We start from the raw sequence: 20,476 nt of genomic DNA on the forward strand, positions 1-20,476 counted from the left end.
TGCTTGCTCACGCTGAGTGCGCTCGTCCAGCAGCGGAGAGAACACGGGCGTCAGTGTCGCCACGATCGCGCCGGCCTCGATCGCGTCACCTTCGCGCAGCGCGATGCGCGCCAGCCGGCCAGCCAGCGGTGCCGTGACGACGTAGCGGTCGCGAAGCCGTGTCTTGCCATCCTCGGGTATGGCCTGTTCGTAGGGCCCGGTCGTCGCCCGCGCCACCTCGACAGCCAAGGGCCGGGGCGCGAAGGCCCAGGCGAGCAATGCCACCAGCGCAAGGCCGCCCGCAGCGAAGATCAGTTGGGTCTTGCGGTTCATGGCCTTTTCATTCCCTCGTTTTCAAAGCCGACACCATGTCGAGCCGATCGATGCGGCGCCGCACCACCAGTGCGCTCGCAGCAGCGGCCGCCAGCACCGCCAGCGCCGCCAGCGCATAGGTGCGCGGGCGGATCGCCACCGGAAAGAAGAACTGGTCGGATTTCAGCAGTCCGGTCACGCCGTGCACGAGGGCGTAGCCCGCCAGCATGCCCAGCGGCAGTGCGATGGCAATGCCGATCGCCATCTCGCCCAGCAGCAAGCCGGACACCTCGGCGCGCGTGAAGCCCAGCACGCGCAAGCTGGCCAGTTCCCAGGCTCGCTCGGCCAGTGCGATGCGCGCGTTGTTGTAGACCACGCCGACGGCGATGACGCAGGCGAACAGCGTGAGCACCGTGCTCATGATCAGGATGTTGCGTGCAGTCAGTTCCTGCATGTTGCGCAGCATGGCGGCCTTGCTGAAGGCGCCGGCCGCGCGCGGAAGGCCTTGCGTGGCCTGCAGGAATCGGGTCTCGCTGCCGCGCTCGAGCGCCAGCACGAAGCCGGTGGCTACGTCACCCTCGCGCAGGGCGCGGTTCAACGCAGCACGATTCATGTAGGCATTCAGTCCCATCATCTCGCGCACCGTGCCGTCCACCGGCAAGGTGAAGGTGAGCATGCGGCCCTCCTGCACCTCTACCCTGACGCGATCGCCGACCCGAAGGCCGAGCTTGTCGGCCAGCCGATCGGTGAGCAGCAGGCCATCGCCATGCGGCATCGCCTGCCGGCCGTCGACATCGACGATGCGAAACAGCTCGCTTCGTTCCGGCTCGCCCCGCACCATGACCCGCTGGCGCAGGTGGCCATTGACCAGCGTGACCGGCACATCCCGCAACGATTCCAGCGCCAGCACGCCGGGCAGGCGCGCCAGCTGCAGCGCAATGCCGTTGTCGGCCGGTTCGGTCAACCACACCGAGACGTCGCTGCGCATGGACAGCACGAACGTGGTGTCGACGACGACCTCGATCGCGTCACGGAAGAAGTTGCCCATCACCACGATCGCCACTGCCGCCGCGACGCCGCCGATCGACAGGCCGCTTCGCAGTGGACGCCGCTCCATGTTCCGCAGGATCATCCGCAGGGCCGGGCTCAGGCCGGCGACGCCCAGCCGCTCGGCAAGCGTGCGCCGGTAGCGCCCCGGCGCCGAGGGACGCATCGCCTCCGCAGGGGACAGCCGGACTGTCGCCAGGATGGCCGACAGCGTGCCTGCGACCGCGGTGGCCAGCGTGACGCCGCCGGCGAGCAGCGCGAGGCCGGTGTCCATCCTGTGCTCGAAGCGCGCGAAATGGAACAGCTCCGCATACAGGCCGACCAGCTGGGCACCGAGCCAGTCGCCCAGAGCAACGCCGAGCGCCAGTCCGACCGCAACGATCACGAGCACCAGCTTCAGGTAGTGGGCTGCGATGGTCCCATTGGCATAGCCCAGCGCCTTCAGCGCGGCAATCTGCTCGCGCTGCGTGGCGACCAGTCGCGAAACGACCACGTTCAGCAGGAAGGCTGCCACGCCGAGAAAGATCGACGGCAGCACGGTGCCGATGACGCGCTGCTCCTTGATCTCGTTCTCCAGCATCGCGTGCGAGGTCTGGTCCACCCTTGCACGGGGTGTCGCACCACCATAGCGCGCCAGCGGCTGCGCGAGCGCGTCGATGACTTCCGCGTCGGAAACCCGCCGCGCCGCGGCAGGTGCCATGCGCACCGCCAGGGTGTTGAAGGCGCCCTCCATGTCGTAGGCAGCGGCGAGCACCGCCTGATCGACCCAGAAGACACCGAAGCCACGCTGGTCCGGCATGCCCCAGAGACCGGCGAAGACGAACTCGGGCGACAGGGCGATGCCCACGATCCGCAAGCGCCGATGACGACCATTGATCAGGGCGCCCACCGTGTCCCCGGGCTCGAGCCCGCGTGCACCGGCGAAGCCCCTGGAGACCAGCGCGTCGACCGTATCCCGGCTGGCTCCGGCGCCGTCGCCGGCGTCGAACAAGCCGGCGCCGGCCGCAACGCTCACCTGGTTCAAACGCGGCGGTTGCAGGCGGTCGACGCCGATCAACTGTCCCAGCACGGGATCGCTGCTGCCGTCGAGCTGGATGCGGACCACCTGCTCGATCGTCGTTTGCACGTCGGCCACGCCGGGAATGTCGCGTAACTGCTCCACCAAAGCGACCGGTGCCCGCTTGACGGTTGCGAAGATGTCGGCGAAGCGCCCCTCGGTATAGAAGGTGTCGCGCGCCGCGGCCAGCGAATCCACCGCCGACAGGCTTGTCAGGAAGCCACCCGCACCGCTGGCCACTACCAGCGCGATGGTCAGCGCCTGGCTCCACATCGCACGCAGATCGCGAAGCAGCTTGCGGTCGAGCGCTTTCATCGTGCAGCTACCAGGACAGCTCTGCCGAAGCCATGCGCCGCGCATTGCGCTCGATCTTCTGGAGCCGGCCATCGGCCAGGTACGCCACACGGTCGGCCATGCCCGCAATCGCGGCGTTGTGCGTAATCACCAGCACCGTGGTGCCGAGTTCCCGGTTGATCCTGGCGATAACGTCGAGCACCAGCTTGCCCGTAGCGTAGTCGAGCGCACCGGTGGGTTCGTCGCACAGCAACACCTCGGGCCGCTTGACGATGGCACGCGCGATCGCCACGCGCTGTTGCTCGCCACCCGAGAGCTGCGATGGAAAGTGATCGCGCCGCGCGGACAGCGCCACCCGCTCCAGCGCATCGTCGATCGGCATCGGGTTCGCGGCGATGTCCGTGACCAGCGCGACGTTCTCGTAGGCGGTCAGGCTGGGGATGAGGTTGTAGAACTGGAACACGAATCCCACATGATCGCGCCGGTAGCGGGTGAGCTGGTCGTCGTTCGCCGCAACCAGGTCGTGGTCCAGGTAGGTCAGGCTGCCGGTGCTCGCCACCTCGAGCCCTCCGAGGATGTTGAGCAGCGTGGACTTCCCGCTGCCCGACGGCCCGAGCAGCACCATGAACTCGCCGGCGACGATGTCGAGATCGACATCCCGCAGGGCCACGACGGCCACGTCTCCGGCACGGTACGTCTTGCCCAGGCCGCGGGCACGAAAGACGATCGGTGGAACTGCGGTCATGTGTCGATCCTGCACCGCGGACGGCCGGCACGGCTTGATGCCTGTCAATCCTTGGACGCCACGACTCGCCTCTCTTCGCGGAAGTGGATCCACATCCATTGATGTACGTCAATCGCCTTGCGGCAACTGCGTCTAGCATGGTTGCATGTACCGCCCCCATGAAGCGAAAGAAGAAATCCTTGCTGGAGAGCTGCAATGACCGATGACGCCCTGCCCGTTGCGCCGCTTCGCGATGCCTGTCTGGGACCGGTCCTTGCCTGGCAAGCCGCGCTCGGCGAATGTGTCATCCAGGCTCAGCGCAACCAGTACGAGATGCTGACTGCTTGGGGGAAATCGCTCGGCGCGTTCAATCAGGACCTGTGGGACCGCTGGGTCTGCCGCTTCGGCGGCGGTGTGCCGCTCGACGGTTAGCGCCGTGGCGGAGCTTCCCATCGACCCATCGAAATTTCCTGGCATCCGATCGGCGCTGGTGCGGTGCATGGGCCGCAGGGTGGTTCGGCGGCTCAGGCTGCCGGCGGCGGGCTTGAGCTTGATGTTGCTGCTGCTCGTTCCGACTGCAGCGGCAGGGGCCGACTCGGTTTGGCTGGATGCCGCGGGGCGGCCGAATGCAAGCGCGCGCGACGCCCTGCAGATACTGGCAGATGCGCCGGCCGATGGCCTGGTCGCGCAAGACTACCAGGCCCGAGAGCTCGCCCTTCAGGCCGCGGACCTCGTCCGCGCGCCAGGGTCGGCCGCGGCTTCCGCACCGGCCTTCGAGCGCGCACTGGACACGGCGATGCAGCGCTTTCTCAACGATTTGCACAGCGGCCGTGTGGATCCGCGCTCGCTCGGCTTTCGCGTCGCAGAGCATGAGCCCAAGACGGGGGATGTCGCAGCCTTGCTGCACGCTGCTGCAGATGAGGGGCGCCTGTCGCAGGCGGTGGCTGCCCTGCGCCCGGGCCTCGGCCAGTACGGAAGGCTGCGCGAGGCCTTGCAGCACTATCGAGCGCTGGCCGCGGACGCCTCGCCGGGCTTGCTGCCATCCATCGCGCCGGCGAGGTCGCTGAAGGCCGGAGACATCTATGCCGGGGCCGGCGCGCTGCATCGACTGCTCGTGGCCCTGGGCGACCTGCCGGCCGAGGCGCCGCCTCCGGCCGACCGCTACGACGCCGTGCTGGCCGATGGCGTCAGCCGCTTCCAGGAACGCCATGGCCTGGAGGCCGATGGCGCACTCGGGCGCGCGACCCTGGCTGCCCTCAACGTGCCGCTCAGCCAACGCGTCCTTCAACTCGAACTCGCGCTGGAGCGCCTGCGCTGGCTGCCTGAGCTCGATGATCAGCCCCTCATCGGCATCAACATCCCGATGTTCCGCCTTTGGGCCTGGGACCCCGCTGCACCCGCGGACTCCCTGGTCGACATGAACGTCGTGGTGGGCCGCGCGCTCAACACCAGGACACCGGTGCTCTCGGAAAAGATGCGCTACGTCATCTTCCGGCCGTACTGGAACGTGCCGCCTTCCATCGTGCGCAACGAGATCTTGCCGGCCATCGCGCGCGACCCGGCCTATCTTCAGAGACACGACATGGAGATCGTGCGTGGTGCCGGCGACAACGTCCAGCCGGTGGAGGCCAGCACCCCCCACAATCTGGCGCTGCTGCGCCAGGGGGTGCTGCGGTTGCGCCAGCGCCCTGGCCCGAAGAACTCCCTGGGACGCGTCAAGTTCATCTTCCCGAACGACGAGAACGTGTATCTGCATGACACGCCGGCGACACAATTGTTCGGCCGCGCGCGACGCGATTTCAGCCACGGATGCGTGCGCGTCGAAAAACCAGTGGCGCTCGCGCGCTGGGTGCTTCGGGATCAGCCGGAGTGGACCCCGGAGCGCATCGATGCGGCCTTGGCGGGGCCTTCATCCCAACGTGTGGATCTCACGCGGCCGCTGCCGGTGATCCTGTTCTACATGACGGCCATGGTGACGCCCTCGGATCGCGCGCTGCGCTTTGCGCAAGACATCTACGGCCACGATGCCCGGCTGGTGCGGGCGCTCGCAAGCCGAAACGACGGCCGCCGCTGACCCATCGCGTTGACAGGCCCTGGCCTACCAGGCGCGTACGCGGCCGCAGTCCACGTGCACGAAATTCGAGGCCGGGTAGTAGCCCACGCCGCCGGCGCGCATGCCCAGCGCTGCCTTGCGCAGCGCTGGCAGCGTGACGTCGGCAAGCCGGATGTCGATGGCCTGGCCCCGCATGTGCAGGCTGCCGGTGGCGACGCCGCTGCTGCGCTGGACCAGCGCAGCGTTAGTGGCCGGAGAACGGTAGCCGGAGATGACCTGCACCGGGCGCTCGCTCCCGGTGAGCGTCACCAGCGCATGCAGCAGATCAAGCAGCTCAGGGGCGATCTCCCCGACATCGCCCGTGCGGAAGTCTCGCAGCACATGGTTGATCGCTGCGAGCGCGCCCGGCTCGTAGCGCTGGCCGTGAAAATACTCGACCGAGAGCTTCTCGCCCGTGTGCAGGTTGTCGAAGCGCAGCGCGCGCGGCGCTGCAGGGCCGGCGTTCGCCTGGAGCGGCCCCACGGCGAACGCGGACGCTGCCAGCGCGCAGGTGAAACGGCGTCGGGAAAGGCTGTTCACAGATTCCTTGGAGGCAGAAGGCACGCACGAAGCCGGCGAGTCCGGCGACCGGCGGACATTCTATGTGCTTGATCGAGCGCGAACACTTTGACGGATGTCAAGGCGGGCCGGCCTTCCGGGAGCGACGATTGCCTTTCCATATTCCTGTGAGTTCCCCATGAAACACCTGACCGATGCCGACCGCACCCTACTGGCCGATCGACTCCAGGCCATGAAGCGCAGCGCCCTCGATGAAATCCGCGGCGCTTCCTCCGATGTCGAAGCCACTCTGCAGCCCCAGGGTCATGAGGTCAAGAGCCATGCCGATGAAGCCGAGGTCGAGCGTCTCGGCGACGTGCGCTTCGCCGAGATCGAGATTGATCGAGCCAGGCTGCTCGACATCGAGCAGGCGGAGCAGCGCATGGCTGCCGGCGGCTATGGCGTCTGTATGGACTGCGGGGATGCCATCCCGCGCGAGCGCCTGATGGCGCAACCCACCGCAATCCGATGCGCGGCGTGCCAGACCGCGGCCGAGAACAAGCTCAGCCCCTGATACTTCGCCGGAGGCGGCTCGGAGCAGGGCGCTCAGGCGGCGCCATCGGGCCCTGCCCGACGGGGGGCGGGGTGCATGCCATCGCGGCCGGTGGGATGGCCCCCCATTGATGGCCCGCAGCCAACCGGACTAACATCCGCCGGTGACCACTTCCATCCATCTCGCGGTTCTCGACGACGAAGCAGACATCACGGTGCTGCTCGCCAACTACCTTGCAGGCCACGGCTTCCGCGTCAGCCAGCTGCATTCCGGCACGGCGCTCATGGAACTGATGGCACGGGATGCGCCCCTCCTCGTGCTGCTGGACCTGGGCCTGCCGGGCGAGGACGGCTTCGCCATCGCCCGCCAGCTGCGGGAGCACTGGCGCTGCGGACTGGTGATCGTCACCGGCCGGGGCGACCCTGTCGACAAAGTGGTCGGCCTGGAGGTCGGCGCCGACGACTACGTGACCAAGCCATTCGATCTGCGCGAACTGCTCGCGCGCATCAAGGCCGTGCTGCGTCGGCTTGTGCCTGCCGAATCCGGGTCGGGCAAGGCAAGCGCCGACGCCGCGACGCTGCTGCGCTTTGCGCAGTGGGAGCTCGACACCGCGGCGCGGCGCCTACTGGATCCGGGCCGCAACGAGGTGTCCCTGACCACAGGCGAGTTCGATCTGCTGAACACGCTGGTGACGCACCCGGGCCGCGTGCTCTCGCGGGACTTCCTTCTCGAACACACCCGCGGCCGCGACGGCGGCCCCTTCGACCGCACCATCGACGTCCAGGTCGGCCGGCTGCGCAAGAAGCTGGAAGCGGACCCTAACAACCCGCAGATCATCAAGTCGGTGCGCGGGGCGGGCTACATCCTGGTCCCCAAAGTCGAGGCGGGTGGATGAAGCAGAAGTCCCTCGTTCCCGGATTCGACGATGGGGCGGTATTCCGCTCGCTCTTTGCAGCCTATCCCGATGCGCTTCTGCTGGTCGATCTCCAGGGCATGATCGGACTCGCCAATCCGGCGGCGCTCGATTTGCTGGGCTATTCGGCCGACGAACTGGTCGGGCTTTCCGTCGACGAACTGGTGCCCGACGCGATCCGGCCGCGCCATGCGGCCTACCGCAACGCCTACGCAGACCATCCACGCGCGCGCCCGATGGGCATGCAGATGGACCTGGTTGCCAAGCGGCGTGACGGCAGCACGGTCATGGTGGAGATCGCGTTGAGCCCCCTGCAGGACCACGGCCTGCTCTATGTCGTGGCTGCGATTCGCAGCGTGGGTTCCTATCCTCGCGTCAAGCAGGCCTTGCAAAGAGCCCGCTATGCCGAGCATCTTGCCCAGTTCGGCCGCTTCGCGGTCGACGCGCGGGAGCCACAGGAACTTCTGGAACTCGTCCCGGCGATCGCGGCCGAAGCACTCCAGGTCGAGACGGCCGAGATCCTCCTGCTGGAGCAGAACGGCCTCGAGTTCCGGGTCGCTGCCGTCACCGGCGCCTTGCAGCATCTCGCCGTCGGCGACCGAGTTCCCAATTCGCCCGCCTCGCCTGCGGGCAGCGTCGCGGCCGACGGAAAGGCCGTGCTGGTGGACGATCAAGCGCCCGGGCAGCGCTTCCAGCCTGCTTCGAGCGCCATCGAGCACGGCTTGCTGAGCGAGCTCACCGTGCCGCTGCTGGATCGCGGCCGCACCATCGGAGTCCTGACCGTGCATTCGAGCACGCCCAGGCGCTTCGGCGACGACGAACTTCGATTCCTCGATTCGCTCTCGAGCCTGCTGGGGACCGTCCTGCAGCGCGCGCAGAGCGAAGAGGCGCTCAACCACGCGCAGCGGCTGGAAACCGTCGGCCAGCTGACCGGGGGCGTCGCACATGACTTCAACAACCTGCTGACCATCATCTCGGGCAATCTGCAGGTGCTGGAGGACGCGCCTGCGTGCGCCGGCGATCCCTTCATCCAGCAACTCGTCGGCGCCGCCTCGCGTGCCACACGCCGAGGCGCCGAGCTGACGGGCAAGCTGCTCGCGTTCTCGCGTCGCCAGGTGCTTCAACCCACGGTCGTCGACGCCGCCGCGCTGCTGCATTCGCTGACCGACATGCTGCGCCGCACGCTCGACCAGCGCATCGTCATCACGCTCGATGCCGAAGAGACCCTTTGCCTGGCGGACCCGGGGCAGCTCGAATCCGCACTGTTGAACATCGCCATCAACGCGCGCGACGCGATGCCGCAGGGCGGCACACTGGCTTTTGTCTGCCGCCCCATCGCATCGCTGCCAGCCAGTCTCGATGCCGAGCGCGGGCCGCCCAATGAGGCCGGCTATGTTGCGATCTCCATCGCGGACACGGGCTCGGGCATGCCCGAGGCCATCAAGGAGCGTGCTTTCGAGCCCTTCTTCACCACCAAGGAAAGCGGCCGCGGCACCGGCCTCGGCCTTTCGACCGTCTACGGGTTCGCCAAGCAATCGCGAGGTGCCGTCGGCCTCAGCAGCGCGCCGGGCGCCGGCACCACCGTCGCGCTCTACCTCCCCCGCGTGGACGAGGATGGTACTGACGACGAGGATTTCGACGCTGCAGCGTCGGGCAGCGTGCCCGCGAACCTGCGTGTCCTGCTGGTCGAGGACGATTCCGAGGTCCGCAGCGTGGTGGAGAAGTTCCTTGCCTCGATGGCTTGCGAGGTCCTCGCCTGCGCAAACGCCGAAGAAGCGTTGGACGTGCTGGCATCGGAACCGGGTATCGGGCTGCTGCTCACCGACATCCTGCTCGGACCTGGCATGCGCGGCACCGAACTCGCGGAAGCGGCGCATGCGACGCTGCCCGGCCTGCCGGTCCTGCTGATGTCGGGCTATTCCGGCCAGCTGCTCGATGAGCCCCAGCGCTGGGAGCTGCTGCGCAAGCCCTACACGCGCAGCGAACTCGAGCATGCCATCGTGAGGGTCCTCAACGCAGCTCAGTGAAGGGCGGCAGCACCCATCGGTGCGGCCAGGCCCTGCATGAAGCTGGTCAGCGCCTCCACCTGCGGGATGTGGATATCGCGCCGGCCCTTCTCGGTGAAGCGGATCACGTCGCCACGCGCCAGCCGCGAGAGCGCACGGCTCACGGTCTCCAGCGTCATGCCGAGGTAGTTGCCGATCTCGGCTCGCGTCATGCGCAGCGTGATCTGGTCCGTGCGCAGGCCGCGCTGTGCGAGCGCGTCGGCCCAGTAGCGCAGGAAGCCGGCCACGCGCGCGTCGGCAGGCAGGGTGCAAAGCGACAGCATCGAATCATGATCTCGGGTGAGCTCGCGGCTCATGGCCTCATGCAGCGCAGTCAGCAGCGCAGGCGTGCGGACCGCCGCCTGGATCAAGGCGTCATAGCGAATGGACCAGACCTCGCCGGTGTCCATCGCGACCACGTCGCAGCCGTACTGTGACGTGGCGATCCCGTCGAGGCCCAGCCAGTCGCCCTTGAAATGAAGTCCGACCACCTGCTCGCGCCCTTCGCTCGACAGGTTGACCATCTTGAAGAAGCCGGAATTCACGACGTAGAGGCACCCGAAGGCCTGGCCTGCCTGGTAGATCGTGTCCCCCGCTCGAACGATGCGACGCTGGATCGGGAGGGTGTCCTGCAGCAGTTGCAGCATGTCTGCGATGCGGTGTGCGGTGGTGCGGGTGCACTTGGGAACGCTCGTCGTTTCAATCACTTCTTGCTCCTTGCGGGTCGATGGTTGGAGCTTAGAAAGCCCGTGCAACAGCGACGCCAACATGACGGCTGTCTCGGTAACAGTGGGTGAATGCTTTGTGTCTCCTTGGTAGCGATGCTGGGAGAACGCTTGATCGTTGACGGCGATCAAGGTTTGAATCGCCGCAGGCAATACCTTCACGGTTGTGAAACCCTGCCTTCGCATCCCTACTCACCGCCTGGCACCTGGCGAGCCGCTCGGCGCCGACAGCATCCTCGCGGTCCTTGCCGCCGCGCGGCGCCTGAGAAACGCGGCGAAAGCAGGAACGATGGACAAGCCCTTGCGCGGGAAGAACATCGCCCTGCTGAACGGCCTGTCATCCGGAGGAGAAAAGTCGGCCGTCCATTGCGCTGCATTGGAGCTCGGGGCGCGCGTCGCCGAGGTCATGTTCACCGAACCTGCGGGATCGGCGTCTTCCAACGACGACCTTCGCACGCTGGCACGGATGCTGGGCCGCCTGTACGACGCGATCGACTGCGGAACGATGCCTTCGGACGCCGTCCTCCGGATTGAAAGGGAAGCCGGGGTGCCGGTCTACCAGGGCCTGGGCACGGACGACCATCCCGCCCGCGCGCTGGCGGATCTCATGGCGCTGTGCGAGCATCGGCCACAGACAATGTCCCGGGCATCCATGCTCTTCCTTGGTGATCCGCGGACCCTGCGGGGCCGCGCTTTCCTCTCTGCCGCCCGCGAGATAGGCTTCGAGGTGCAGATGGCAAGCCCATTCCAGGCGGCGTCGAACGATGCGCCTTTCGTGGTCGACGCCACGAACGCCGCGCTGTGGTCGCTCACGACACCGAGCGGCCCGGTGAACCCGGCCGGGCTTTCGGCGAATCACCGCCTCGTGATGCAGGCGGTGCTGCTCGATACCATTGCGGACAGTTGACGGAATGTCTGGTGCGGCAACGTCCATGGGCAAGGTGGTGCACGGCCGGTGGCATGCCGGCGCCCGCTGCTGGCCGCGCTCATGACAGCGCTTCGATGTGAACGACTGGCAGCTGCGAGCGCAGGAAGCGCAAGGCGTAGCGCAGCGCGCCCGGGCTGCCGGCATGCAACGTGAAAAGAGGCTGACCCAGCTCGACACGGTCCCGCGCACGAACATGCATTTTTGCTCCGGCGGCCGGATCGCGGGGAGCGCCCGCCAGCTTGGCCGCGCGTGAGACGAGGCGCGTGTCGATCGCCAGGACCCTGCCGCTCGCATGCGCTATGACGTCCTCCGTGTGAGCCGCCCTCGGTGGCACGCGCAGGCCGCCCTGCGCTTTGCAGATGGCGAGGAACTTGGCCAGCGCGCGCCCGTCGTCCAGCACCTCGCGCGCCAGCCCATGCCCGCCGCCAGGAGCGGATTTGCCGGCCATCTCCAGCAGCAGGCCGGCGAGCAGCAGGGCACGCTCACGCAGGTCCTGCGGCGCGTCGGCGCTGCGTTCCAGCACTGCCATCACGTCCATGGCTTCCAGGGCAGGTCCGATGCCGCGACCCACGGGCTCGGTGCCGTCGGTGAACACCGTGCGCACCTGCAGGCCCAGCGCGGCACCCACCGACACCAGGCTGCGCGACAGGAGCTCCGCGGCGGCCGTGCTGCGCACCTTGGTCAACGGGCCGACCGGCAGATCGATCAGCACGCGCTGCGAACCGGCCGCGGCCTTTTTGGAAAGGATGGATGCCACCAGCAAGCCCTCGCTGTCGAGATTCAGCGGGCGCTCCACCCGGATCAGCATGTCGTCGGCGGGACTGATGCGCGTGGCACCACCCCAGGCGATGCAGCCGCCCTCGCTCTCGACGACGCGGCGCAGCGCCGCCATGTCGAGTTCGACTGGCGCGAGGGTTTCCATCGCATCGGCCGTACCGGCCGCCGAGGTGATGGCACGCGAGGAGGTCTTGGGCATCAGCACGCCGCAGGCTGTGACGATCGGCACGACCAGCAGCGTGGTCCGGTTGCCCGGGAGGCCGCCGATGCAGTGCTTGTCCATCACCGGCGAAGCGCCCCAGTCGATGCGTTCGCCCACATCGACCATGGCCTGCGTCAACGCCACCGTCTCGTCGAGATCGAGTCCACCGCCGGCACAGACCGTCACCAGCGACGCCAGGTGAATGTCGGAAAGCCGGCCATGGGCCACGTCTTCCATGAGCTCGCGCAGGGCGGAATAGCCAAACCTGGTGCCGTGAGCCTTGGCGCGAAGATGCGCCAGCGACGCGAGCACCGGCGGATGGCGCACCTCCACTTCATCGCCTTCTGCCGAGCCCAACAAGGTCCAGGCAACTTCCGACAACGCGATCTCGTCGCCATTGAGCCAGTCGCTGCTGACGTGATGCAGGATCGCGAGCAGATGGCGCCCGTTGGCGATCACCTCGACCTGCGCCTGCGCTTCGAAGCCTTCCGCCCGGCAGACAGGGCAGTCGCCGCGCATGTACACCACGGGTTGCTGATAGGTGTCGATGCAGGCCCGGCGTGCCCGCAGGCGGTCGAAGGACATGGCGTGGACCCGTTCGTCAGAGCTTGCGGGCTTCGAGGTACTCCGGCACGGTGACCGGCCAGCCGTGGCGCTCCTCGATCGCCAGCCGCAGCGCATCGGCGGCCACCGGCTCGCCATGCGTGACGAAAACCCGCTTCGGCGCACGCAGTGCGCCGAGCCACGCCAGCAGCTGTTCGCGGTCCGCATGGGCCGACAGGGTATCGAGGTTCGCCACTTCGGCACGCACCGGCACATAGGCGCCGTGGATCTTGACCGCTTCCGAGCCGCCCACCAGCGCGGCCCCACGCGTGCCGGCGGCCTGGAAGCCGGCAAACAGGATCGTGTTCCTCGCTTCGGGCGCATACGTCTTCAGGTGATGCAGGACGCGGCCGCCGGTCGCCATGCCGCTCGCAGAAACGATGATCGAAGGAAATGTCAGCGTGTTGAGCCGCTTCGATTCCTCCACCGTGTTGACGATCGTGACCTCCTTGCTCATGGCAGCGCACTGCTCGGCACTCAGCCGGTGCTCGTCCAGGTGATGCCGGAAGATGCGCGTGGCGTCGGCCGCCATGGGGCTGTTCAGGTACACCGGCATGTCGGGAATGCGGCGCGCCTTCTTCAGCAGGTGGATGCAATGCATGATGGTCTGCGCGCGCCCGACGGCGAAGGAAGGGATGACGACAACGCCGCCGCGCGCCGCGGTGCGGTTGACCACGTCGGCCAGCGCCGTAAGCGTGTCGACGTCGCGATGACGGCGATCACCATACGTGGACTCGACGACCAGATAGTCCGCCTGCTCGGGAGAATCGGGTGGGCGCATCACCAGGTCGTCGCTGCGGCCAAGGTCGCCGGAAAACAGGATGCTGCCCCCCCGCCCAGCTGATGTGAACGCTGGCCGCGCCGAGGATGTGCCCGGCGCGCTTCAGGCGCCACGACCAGCCTGGCCATGGTGACTGGTCCTGATCGAAGGGGATGGTCTCGAAGCGCTTCAGCGCTGCACTGGCCTCCTCCTGTGTGTAAAGCGGCAGGGCCGGCTTGTGTTTCGAATGGCCGTGCCGGTTCGCGAAGTCGGCCTCCTCCTCCTGCAACCGGCCTGAATCCGGCAGCAGCAGCTCGCAAAGGTCGCGCGTCGCCCCACTGCAGTACACGGGTCCCTTGAAGCCGAGCTTGACCAGCCGCGGCACGAATCCGCTGTGGTCCATGTGCGCATGCGTGAGCAGCACCGCATCGATCTCGGACGCCTTGATCGGCAAAGGCTCCCAGTTGCGCAGCCGCAGTTGCTTCAAGCCCTGGAACAGGCCACAGTCGACCAGCAGCCGGCGGCCGTTGTGCTCCAGCAGGTACTTGGATCCGGTGACGGTGCCGACGCCGCCGAGGAATTGGATGCGCATGGTTTCTCCTTGGTGCCGGGAGCTTCGCATCGCGCCGCGGCTGCGACTTGATGTTCGTCAAGGGCCCGCAATATCAATCTGCGCATGATGGCCTTTTCTCCTGGAGCTTAGCTTGACGATCCGCCATCTCGACCGGCTCTTGTCGCCCGCCTCTGTTGCCGTCTTCGGCGCTTCCAACCGCGTGGGCAGCGTCGGTGCCATGGTTTGGCGCAATCTGCGCGCCGGTCGCTTCTCGGGCCCGATCTACGCCGTCAACCCCAAGCACACGGCACTCGACGGCGTGCCCGTATTCGCCAGGGCGGCCCATCTGCCCGGCGCCCCGGACCTGGCACTGCTGTGCACGCCCGCCGACACCGTGCCGCAGCTGGTGGCCGAGCTCGGCGCGCTGGGCACCCGCGCTGTCATCATCGTGACTGCCGGGCTGAGCGCCGCGCAGAAGCAGGCGGCCCTCGACGCGGCCAGGCCGTACCTGATGCGCCTGCTGGGCCCCAACTGCATCGGCCTGCTGAGCCCGCACATCGGACTGAATGCCGGTTTCGCGCACACCGATGCGCTGCCAGGCGAAGTCGCCTTCGTGTCGCAATCGGGCGCGCTGGTCACCGCCATGCTCGACTGGGCCAAGAGCCGCGGCATCGGCCTGTCTCATCTCGTCTCGCTGGGCGAACACTGCGATGTCGATTTCGGCGATCTGCTCGATTACCTGGCGAACGACGCCCGCACGCGATCCATCCTGCTCTACGTCGAATCGATCGAGTCGCCGCGCAAGTTCATGTCGGCCGCACGCGCGGCAGCGCGCAACAAGCCGGTCATCATCGTCAAGGCCGGACGCGCCGGCAACGGCGTGCACGCCGCCGCCTCCCACACGGGTGCGCTGGCCGGGTCGGACATCGTCTACGACGCGGCCATCCGCCGCGCCGGCATGCTGCGAGTCGACACGATGCAGGATCTGTTCATGGCGGCCGAGACCCTGGCGCGCTTCCGGGGCAACCGCAGCGATGCGATGACCATCATGACCAACGGCGGCGGTGCGGGGGTGATGGCCGCGGACGCAGCCGCGCAGGCCGGCATCACGCTTGCGCAGCCCGGCAGCGCCCTGCTGGAACGGTTGAACTATGCGCTGCCATCCAACTGGTCGCACGCCAATCCGATCGACATCATCGGCGACGCGCCGGTCGAACGCTACACGGCGACGCTGTCCGCCCTGCTCGCCGACGAGTCAGCCGGCGCCGTGCTGTTCGTCCATGCCCCGACGGCGATCGTGCGCAGCGACGACATCGCCCGCGCCTGCCTGCCGCTGGTGCGCGAGACCGGGCAGCGCGTGATGAGCGCCTGGCTCGGCGACGCCGCCGTCGCCCAGGCGCGCCAGTTGTTCGAGCAGGCGGGCGTGCCCGACTATCGGACGCCCGAGGAAGCCGTCCGTGCCTTCGCGATGCTGCAGACCTACAGGCGCAACCAGGAGATCCTGATGGAGGCGCCGAGCGCGAGCGAGAACTCGGCACCCGATCTGGCCGCGGCGCAACGACAGCTCGATGCGGTTCTTGCCGAAGGCCGCGAATGGCTGGGCGAACAGGAGGCCAAGGCCGTCCTGAAGGCCTTCGGCGTGCCGGTGGTGCCCACGCTGGCGGTCGCCGCCTCGGCCGACGCCCTATTCGCGGCCGCGCGCAAGGTGGGCTACCCGGTGGCGCTCAAGATCGTCTCGCGCGATATCACGCACAAGTCCGACGTCGGTGGCGTACGGCTGGGCCTGCGCGACCAGGCCTCCCTGGACCATGCCGTCAGCGAGATGCTCCGGGCCGTGCGCACCGCAAGGCCCGATGCGCGCATCGATGGTTTCACGGTACAGCCGATGGTGCATCGGCCGCATGCGCAGGAGCTCATCGTCGGCGCCAGCATCGACAGCGTCTTCGGCCCCGTGATCCTGTGCGGCCAAGGCGGCACTGCGGTGGAGGTGACTGCCGACAGCGCCGTGGCCCTCCCCCCGCTCAACCGCAGCCTGGCCCGCGAACTGGTCTCGCGCACACGCGTTTCGCGCCTGCTCGCCGGCTACCGCGACCATCCTCCAGCCCGGATGGATGCCCTGTACGACGTGCTGATCGCGGTGTCGCAGATGCTCGCCGACCTGCCGCAGCTGGCGGAGCTCGACATCAATCCGCTCTACGTCGACGAGACGGGCGCCATCGCCCTGGATGCCCGTATCCGCGTGGCGAGACAGCCGGTCGCCGGGGCCGAGCGCTTCGCGATCCTTCCGTATCCTTCGCAATGGGCTCGCACGCTGACCTGGAACGGCCGTGAGATCACGGTACGGCCGATCCGCCCCGAGGACGAGGCGCAGCACCGGCGCTTCCTGGAACAGCTCGATCCGGAGGACATCCGCATGCGCATCTTCCAGACACGGCGCGAGCTGCCGCGCAGCGAACTGGCGCGGCTCACCCAGATCGACTACGACCGGGAGATGGCGTTCATTGCCGAGGCGGTCGATGCGCAGGGCGTGCCCGAAACGCTGGGCGTGGCGCGCACTGTGAGCGATCCTGACCGCGTGGAGGCCGAGTTCGCCATCATCGTGCGCTCCGACCTCAAGGGCGCGGGGCTCGGAAGGCTGTTGTTCCAGCAATTGATCGAGCATGCCAGGACTTGCGGGATCGGCCGCCTCGTGGGCATCGTGCTGCGCGAGAACAGCCGGATGCTGAACCTGTGTCGCGACATGGGCTTCCAGGCCGATCCGGCGGAACCGCCCGGCTCCGGCGTGCGGCGCATGGTCAAGGCCTTGGACGGACCTGTCGACAACCCTGGGTCCGGCGCAAGCGCTCCCCCGAGCGCTTGAATGCACATGGCTCGCCGGTGAGCGCCCCCTTTGTTGCTTCCCGGGGCGGCTCCCTTCAGCGGCACCAGATCTCGACCTGATGGCGAAGGTCGATCCACAGCGCCTGAACTGCCACCACAGCCAGGACGGCTCCGGCCAGCCTGGCACCCCATTCCTTGCGCGCAAGGCCGGCGCCTGCGTGCAAGCGCTGCCACACCCAAGGCGCGACCACCAGGGACACGCCGCTGCCGACGGCGAAGAGCGCCATCGTGAGCGCGCCCTGCACCGGCCCGTTCGCCAGGCCCGCAAGCATCAATGCCGAGTACAGCAGGCCGCATGGCATGGAGACCCAGAGCGCGCCCGTCGCAAGCACCCCGGCCAATGAACCGGTGAGCGGCCGCAACCGCGCCGCAAGCGCGCGCCCGATCCGGTGCGCCCAGACCGGCTGTCGGCCGAGCGCTGCGAGCGCCAATCCCCAGGCCAGTACGAGCACATGCAGCAGCACCCACGCAGGACGCAGCGCGGCGACCTGTTCGCTCGCAAATGCCAGGCTTTGCATCGCCGCTGCAGCCACCGCGCCACCAGCTGCATAGCCCGCGATCCGGCCCGCATGAAAGGCGACGGAGGCAGAGACAGCCCGCGGCGGTGCCGCAAGTGTCGCCACGCCTCCCTGCGGCGGCGCACGCACGATCCGGATCACCCCGGAGCAGGCGGCACTGCACATGGCGACGCAATGCGGCCCGCCGACCAATCCCATCAGGAGCGCCGTGCCGGCGAGCGCGGTCTGCATGGTCAGACAATGCGCGAGAAGCGCGTTCTGTTGCGGTCGGCCTGCAGGTAGCGATCGAAAACCATCGCGACCGCGCGCACGAAGAACCAGCCCATGGGCGTGAGCTCGATCTCATGATCGCGCAGGTGCACGAGGCCCTGCGCGGCGAGCGGCGCAAGCGCCACGAGTTCGCTGGCGAAATAGCGCTTGAAGTCGACCAGGTGGGCCAATCCGATCGATTCGAAATCCACGTGACCCTGGCACATCAGCGCCATGATGACCGCGCGCCTCAGGACGTCATCGCGCGTGAGCGCCAGGCCGCGCACGACCGGCAGGCGACCCTGGTCCAAATGGTCGTAGTACTCGTCCAGCGTCTTGGCGTTCTGGCTGTAGGTAGCGCCGACCCGGCCGATGGCCGAAACGCCCAGCGCGACGAGATCGCACTCGGGCTGGGTGCTGTAGCCCTGGAAGTTCCGGTGCAGCCGCCCCTGCCGCTTGGCCACCGCGAGCGGGTCTTCGGGCAAGGCGAAGTGGTCCATGCCGATGTAGACGTAACCGGCCGCCGTCAGCGCGGCGATCGAGCGCGACAGCATCTCCACCTTGGTCCTGGCGTCGGGGAGTTCGTCGGCGGCGATGCGTCGCTGCGGCTTGAAGCGGGCCGGCAGATGTGCATAGGCGTAGAGGGCAATGCGGTCGGGCCGCAGCGCGCAGACCTGCGCCAGCGTGCGGTCGAAGGACCTGGTGGTCTGAAGCGGCAGCCCGTAGATGAGGTCGATGTTGATCGAACCGAAGCCCAGTCCGCGTGCGCTCGCCACCAGGTCGAACACCTGGCCTGCCGGCTGGATGCGGTGCACGGCCTTCTGCACGTCGGGGTCGAAGTCCTGGACGCCGAAGCTCAGGCGATTGAAGCCCATCCCGGCCAATCTCGCGAGCCGATGGCCGTCGACCGTACGCGGATCGATCTCGATCGACTGCTCGCGATCCGGCGACAGCGAGAACGCCTCCCCGAGCATGGACAACAGCTCGCGCAGATCCTCGTCATCCAGGAAGGTCGGCGTACCGCCACCCAGATGCAACTGGGTGACGACCGCGCCGCGGCCGAGCTGCGCGGCCTGCAGCGCCACCTCGCGCGCCAGGTAGCCGAGGTATTCGCGCCCGCGGCTCTTGTGCCGGGTAACGATCTTGTTGCAGGCACAGTAGTAGCAAAGCGACTCGCAGAACGGGATGTGCACGTAGAGGGAAAGCGGCCGGCCATGCGCGCCGAGCTCGCTGCGCTGCCGCAGCGTCTGGGCGTAGTCGTCGGCCGTGAACGCCTCGACGAAGCGATCCGCCGTGGGATAGGACGTATAGCGCGGCCCCGGCACGTCGAGGCGCCGCAGCAAGGCGGCAGACGGCTGGACGAGCGAAGAACCGGCAGGGGCGGCGGCAAGGGTTGAGGTCATTGCAGCGGTAGATGTGACAGGCACCGGCCCACTATGCAGGCAGGTCGCCCCGTCATCCTTGATGTGCATCAAGCCTCGGCTGTGCGCGGCGCCAGAGAATCGCTGCGAACCCCGACGCCATCAATGAAAGCCGAAAATATCAAGGTCGCCTGCTCCAGCTGCAACCTGCGCGAGCTGTGCATGCCTGCGGGCCTGGAGCCGAGCGAACTGAAGCGCATCGACGACATCGTGGCCACGCGGCGCAAAGTCCGACGGCGCGAGGCACTGTTTCGCAACGGCGCGCCCTTCACCGCGCTGTATGCGATCCGCACCGGCGTCTTCAAGACCCGCGTGGCGACGGAGGATGGCCGCGACCAGGTCACCGGCTTCCAGATGGCCGGCGAAATCATCGGGCTGGACGGGATCGTCAACAACCAGCACACCTGCGACGCGATCGCGCTCGAAGATGCCGAAGTCTGCGTGATGCCCTTCCATCGCATCGAGCAGCTGTCGCGCGAGGTTCCCGCCCTGCAGCGCCACGTGCACCAGATCATGAGCCGCGAGATCGTGCGCGAGCACGGCGTGATGCTGCTCCTGGGCAGCATGCGGGCCGAGGAACGCCTCGCGGTCTTTCTGCTGAATCTTGTTCAGCGGCTGCACTCGCGCGGGTTCTCCCGGTCCGAGTTCGTGCTTCGCATGACGCGCGAGGAGATCGGGAGCTATATCGGGCTCACGCTCGAGACGGTGAGCCGGACCCTGTCGAAGTTCATGGACGACGGCATCGTGGAGGTGGAAAAGCGCAAGCTCCGCATCGTCGACGCCGATGCGCTGCAGCGCATCGTCAACCCGCCTGGCGGTTGAGCTCGTCCGCGCGCTTGGTGAGAAGCAGCGTGAGCGCGCTCGAGCCGGTCGCCAGCACCCAGAAGATGAAGAAGCCGGCCGCATAGACAGCCTGCCGCGACAAGCCGATCGCCTCGCCGCGCCAATGGAGGTCGCTCGGGTCGACCAGCGCGAAGACCAGCAGTTCGGCAGCGCTGGCCAGCAGGAAGGCCGGCCAGAGGATTGACATCCAGTCTCGGGATTTCATGGTCTTCAACGCCTCGGTGCGGGCAGGTCCGCGACCGGCGTGGCCGCATGGTTGCGCCCTGCCAGCGCAGGCATCAGGTTCTTGGCGGCGAGCTCCTTGTTGATCTCTACACCCCGGCGGTAGTAGTCCTGCGCCACGACCGGATCGGGCGTGCGCAGCGCGAGCCAGAGCGTCACGAAGCTCGCGACGATGACCAGGACCGGCCCGCCGATCACCATCCACAGCAGCGGGAACTGCCACCAGGGTCCGCTCTTCGGAGCAGTCATCGCGCAATCGTCCATCTCGTCTCCTTTGGAAC

17 protein-coding genes and 2 pseudogenes are annotated in these 20,476 nt (G+C 67.7%); 8 read left to right on the forward strand and 11 right to left on the reverse strand.

The window, feature by feature from the left end; translation table 11 throughout:
- The 3 genes and pseudogenes from APY03_RS43720 to APY03_RS13840 all read right to left on the reverse strand — a co-directional run.
- Positions 1 to 312: pseudogene (locus APY03_RS43720) on the reverse strand (efflux RND transporter periplasmic adaptor subunit); the annotation flags it as partial.
- Positions 313 to 319: 7 nt separating this feature from the next.
- Positions 320 to 2,710, reverse strand: a complete 2,391-nt coding sequence (locus tag APY03_RS13835; protein ID WP_068677738.1) for an ABC transporter permease — start codon at positions 2,708 to 2,710, stop codon at positions 320 to 322.
- A gap of 7 nt (positions 2,711 to 2,717) precedes the next feature.
- Positions 2,718 to 3,434, reverse strand: a complete 717-nt coding sequence (locus tag APY03_RS13840) for an ABC transporter ATP-binding protein (RefSeq protein ID WP_068677740.1) — start codon at positions 3,432 to 3,434, stop codon at positions 2,718 to 2,720.
- A 195-nt stretch (positions 3,435 to 3,629) separates the two neighbouring features.
- On the opposite strand from APY03_RS13840, the gene APY03_RS13845 reads away from it, so the two are divergent.
- Positions 3,630 to 3,845 (forward strand): hypothetical protein, encoded by a 216-nt coding sequence (locus tag APY03_RS13845; protein WP_068677742.1) that lies wholly within the window; start codon positions 3,630 to 3,632, stop codon positions 3,843 to 3,845.
- A gap of 121 nt (positions 3,846 to 3,966) precedes the next feature.
- On the forward strand, positions 3,967 to 5,487 hold the full coding sequence (locus tag APY03_RS13850) for a L,D-transpeptidase family protein (protein WP_232081369.1): 1,521 nt from the start codon (positions 3,967 to 3,969) through the stop codon (positions 5,485 to 5,487).
- A 24-nt stretch (positions 5,488 to 5,511) separates the two neighbouring features.
- Here APY03_RS13850 and APY03_RS13855 read toward each other — a convergent pair whose 3' ends face one another.
- Positions 5,512 to 6,045, reverse strand: coding sequence for a YcbK family protein (locus tag APY03_RS13855; protein WP_068677746.1), 534 nt, complete (start codon positions 6,043 to 6,045; stop codon positions 5,512 to 5,514).
- A gap of 157 nt (positions 6,046 to 6,202) precedes the next feature.
- On the opposite strand from APY03_RS13855, the gene APY03_RS13860 reads away from it, so the two are divergent.
- The 3 genes from APY03_RS13860 (at position 6,203) to APY03_RS13870 (ending at position 9,496) form a co-directional block, all read left to right on the forward strand.
- A complete protein-coding gene (locus APY03_RS13860) occupies positions 6,203 to 6,577 on the forward strand; it encodes a TraR/DksA family transcriptional regulator (RefSeq protein WP_068677748.1) in 375 nt (124 codons plus the stop codon).
- 142 nt (positions 6,578 to 6,719) lie between these two features.
- Entirely contained in the window at positions 6,720 to 7,451 is a 732-nt protein-coding gene (locus tag APY03_RS13865; RefSeq protein WP_068677749.1) for a winged helix-turn-helix domain-containing protein, read from the forward strand.
- Positions 7,448 to 9,496 (forward strand): PAS domain S-box protein, encoded by a 2,049-nt coding sequence (locus APY03_RS13870; RefSeq protein WP_068677751.1) that lies wholly within the window; start codon positions 7,448 to 7,450, stop codon positions 9,494 to 9,496. Before APY03_RS13865 ends, APY03_RS13870 begins: the two co-directional genes overlap by 4 nt.
- On the opposite strand, the gene APY03_RS13875 is transcribed toward APY03_RS13870, so the two are convergent.
- Entirely contained in the window at positions 9,490 to 10,221 is a 732-nt protein-coding gene (locus tag APY03_RS13875; RefSeq protein ID WP_232081229.1) for a Crp/Fnr family transcriptional regulator, read from the reverse strand. The two genes, APY03_RS13870 and APY03_RS13875, sit on opposite strands and share 7 nt — an antisense overlap.
- 184 nt (positions 10,222 to 10,405) lie before the next feature.
- Between APY03_RS13875 and APY03_RS13880 the strand changes: the two genes are divergently transcribed.
- Positions 10,406 to 11,146 carry a hypothetical protein gene (locus APY03_RS13880; RefSeq protein ID WP_162487162.1) on the forward strand — a complete coding sequence of 247 codons (741 nt, stop codon included), beginning with the start codon at positions 10,406 to 10,408 and terminating at the stop codon, positions 11,144 to 11,146.
- Between the two features lie 79 nt (positions 11,147 to 11,225).
- On the opposite strand, the gene APY03_RS13885 is transcribed toward APY03_RS13880, so the two are convergent.
- Both APY03_RS13885 and APY03_RS13890 read right to left on the reverse strand, forming a co-directional pair.
- Entirely contained in the window at positions 11,226 to 12,731 is a 1,506-nt protein-coding gene (locus APY03_RS13885; RefSeq protein ID WP_068677755.1) for a thymidine phosphorylase family protein, read from the reverse strand.
- 16 nt (positions 12,732 to 12,747) lie between these two features.
- Positions 12,748 to 14,101 (reverse strand): annotated as a pseudogene (locus APY03_RS13890) (MBL fold metallo-hydrolase RNA specificity domain-containing protein).
- 112 nt (positions 14,102 to 14,213) lie between these two features.
- On the opposite strand from APY03_RS13890, the gene APY03_RS13895 reads away from it, so the two are divergent.
- Positions 14,214 to 16,922, forward strand: coding sequence for a bifunctional acetate--CoA ligase family protein/GNAT family N-acetyltransferase (locus APY03_RS13895; protein ID WP_068677757.1), 2,709 nt, complete (start codon positions 14,214 to 14,216; stop codon positions 16,920 to 16,922).
- A gap of 55 nt (positions 16,923 to 16,977) precedes the next feature.
- Here the strand turns inward: APY03_RS13895 and APY03_RS13900 are convergent, their stop codons facing one another.
- Together APY03_RS13900 and hemN are read right to left on the reverse strand one after the other, a co-directional pair.
- Positions 16,978 to 17,691 carry a sulfite exporter TauE/SafE family protein gene (locus APY03_RS13900; protein ID WP_068677759.1) on the reverse strand — a complete coding sequence of 238 codons (714 nt, stop codon included), beginning with the start codon at positions 17,689 to 17,691 and terminating at the stop codon, positions 16,978 to 16,980.
- A gap of 2 nt (positions 17,692 to 17,693) precedes the next feature.
- Positions 17,694 to 19,112, reverse strand: a complete 1,419-nt coding sequence (hemN, locus tag APY03_RS13905) for an oxygen-independent coproporphyrinogen III oxidase (protein WP_068677761.1) — start codon at positions 19,110 to 19,112, stop codon at positions 17,694 to 17,696.
- Positions 19,113 to 19,235: 123 nt separating this feature from the next.
- Between hemN and fnr the strand changes: the two genes are divergently transcribed.
- A complete protein-coding gene (gene fnr, locus APY03_RS13910) occupies positions 19,236 to 19,952 on the forward strand; it encodes a fumarate/nitrate reduction transcriptional regulator Fnr (RefSeq protein ID WP_068677763.1) in 717 nt (238 codons plus the stop codon).
- Here fnr and APY03_RS13915 read toward each other — a convergent pair.
- Together APY03_RS13915 and APY03_RS13920 are read right to left on the reverse strand one after the other, a co-directional pair.
- Complete coding sequence (locus APY03_RS13915) at positions 19,933 to 20,178, reverse strand: hypothetical protein (RefSeq protein WP_068677765.1); 246 nt, start codon at positions 20,176 to 20,178, stop codon at positions 19,933 to 19,935. The two genes, fnr and APY03_RS13915, sit on opposite strands and share 20 nt — an antisense overlap.
- Before the next feature lie 5 nt (positions 20,179 to 20,183).
- Positions 20,184 to 20,459 (reverse strand): FixH family protein, encoded by a 276-nt coding sequence (locus tag APY03_RS13920; protein WP_068677767.1) that lies wholly within the window; start codon positions 20,457 to 20,459, stop codon positions 20,184 to 20,186.
- Positions 20,460 to 20,476: the final 17 nt, after the last annotated feature.

Origin of the sequence: Variovorax sp. WDL1, from assembly GCF_001541225.1 — a bacterium.
In the GTDB taxonomy this organism is placed as follows: Bacteria; Pseudomonadota; Gammaproteobacteria; order Burkholderiales; family Burkholderiaceae_C; genus Variovorax.

Bases quoted from the DNA above. Each gene is read 5' to 3' on its own strand.
- APY03_RS13835 (WP_068677738.1), bottom strand. From the start codon at position 2,710: ATGAAAGCGCTCGACCGCAAGCTGCTTCGCGATCTGCGTGCGATGTGG.
- APY03_RS13840 (WP_068677740.1), bottom strand. From the start codon at position 3,434: ATGACCGCAGTTCCACCGATCGTCTTTCGTGCCCGCGGCCTGGGCAAG.
- APY03_RS13845 (WP_068677742.1), top strand. From the start codon at position 3,630: ATGACCGATGACGCCCTGCCCGTTGCGCCGCTTCGCGATGCCTGTCTG.
- APY03_RS13850 (WP_232081369.1), top strand. From the start codon at position 3,967: ATGTTGCTGCTGCTCGTTCCGACTGCAGCGGCAGGGGCCGACTCGGTT.
- APY03_RS13860 (WP_068677748.1), top strand. From the start codon at position 6,203: ATGAAACACCTGACCGATGCCGACCGCACCCTACTGGCCGATCGACTC.
- APY03_RS13870 (WP_068677751.1), top strand. From the start codon at position 7,448: ATGAAGCAGAAGTCCCTCGTTCCCGGATTCGACGATGGGGCGGTATTC.
- APY03_RS13885 (WP_068677755.1), bottom strand. From the start codon at position 12,731: ATGTCCTTCGACCGCCTGCGGGCACGCCGGGCCTGCATCGACACCTAT.
- APY03_RS13900 (WP_068677759.1), bottom strand. From the start codon at position 17,691: ATGCAGACCGCGCTCGCCGGCACGGCGCTCCTGATGGGATTGGTCGGC.
- hemN (WP_068677761.1), bottom strand. From the start codon at position 19,112: ATGACCTCAACCCTTGCCGCCGCCCCTGCCGGTTCTTCGCTCGTCCAG.
- fnr (WP_068677763.1), top strand. From the start codon at position 19,236: ATGAAAGCCGAAAATATCAAGGTCGCCTGCTCCAGCTGCAACCTGCGC.
- APY03_RS13915 (WP_068677765.1), bottom strand. From the start codon at position 20,178: ATGAAATCCCGAGACTGGATGTCAATCCTCTGGCCGGCCTTCCTGCTG.
- APY03_RS13920 (WP_068677767.1), bottom strand. From the start codon at position 20,459: ATGGACGATTGCGCGATGACTGCTCCGAAGAGCGGACCCTGGTGGCAG.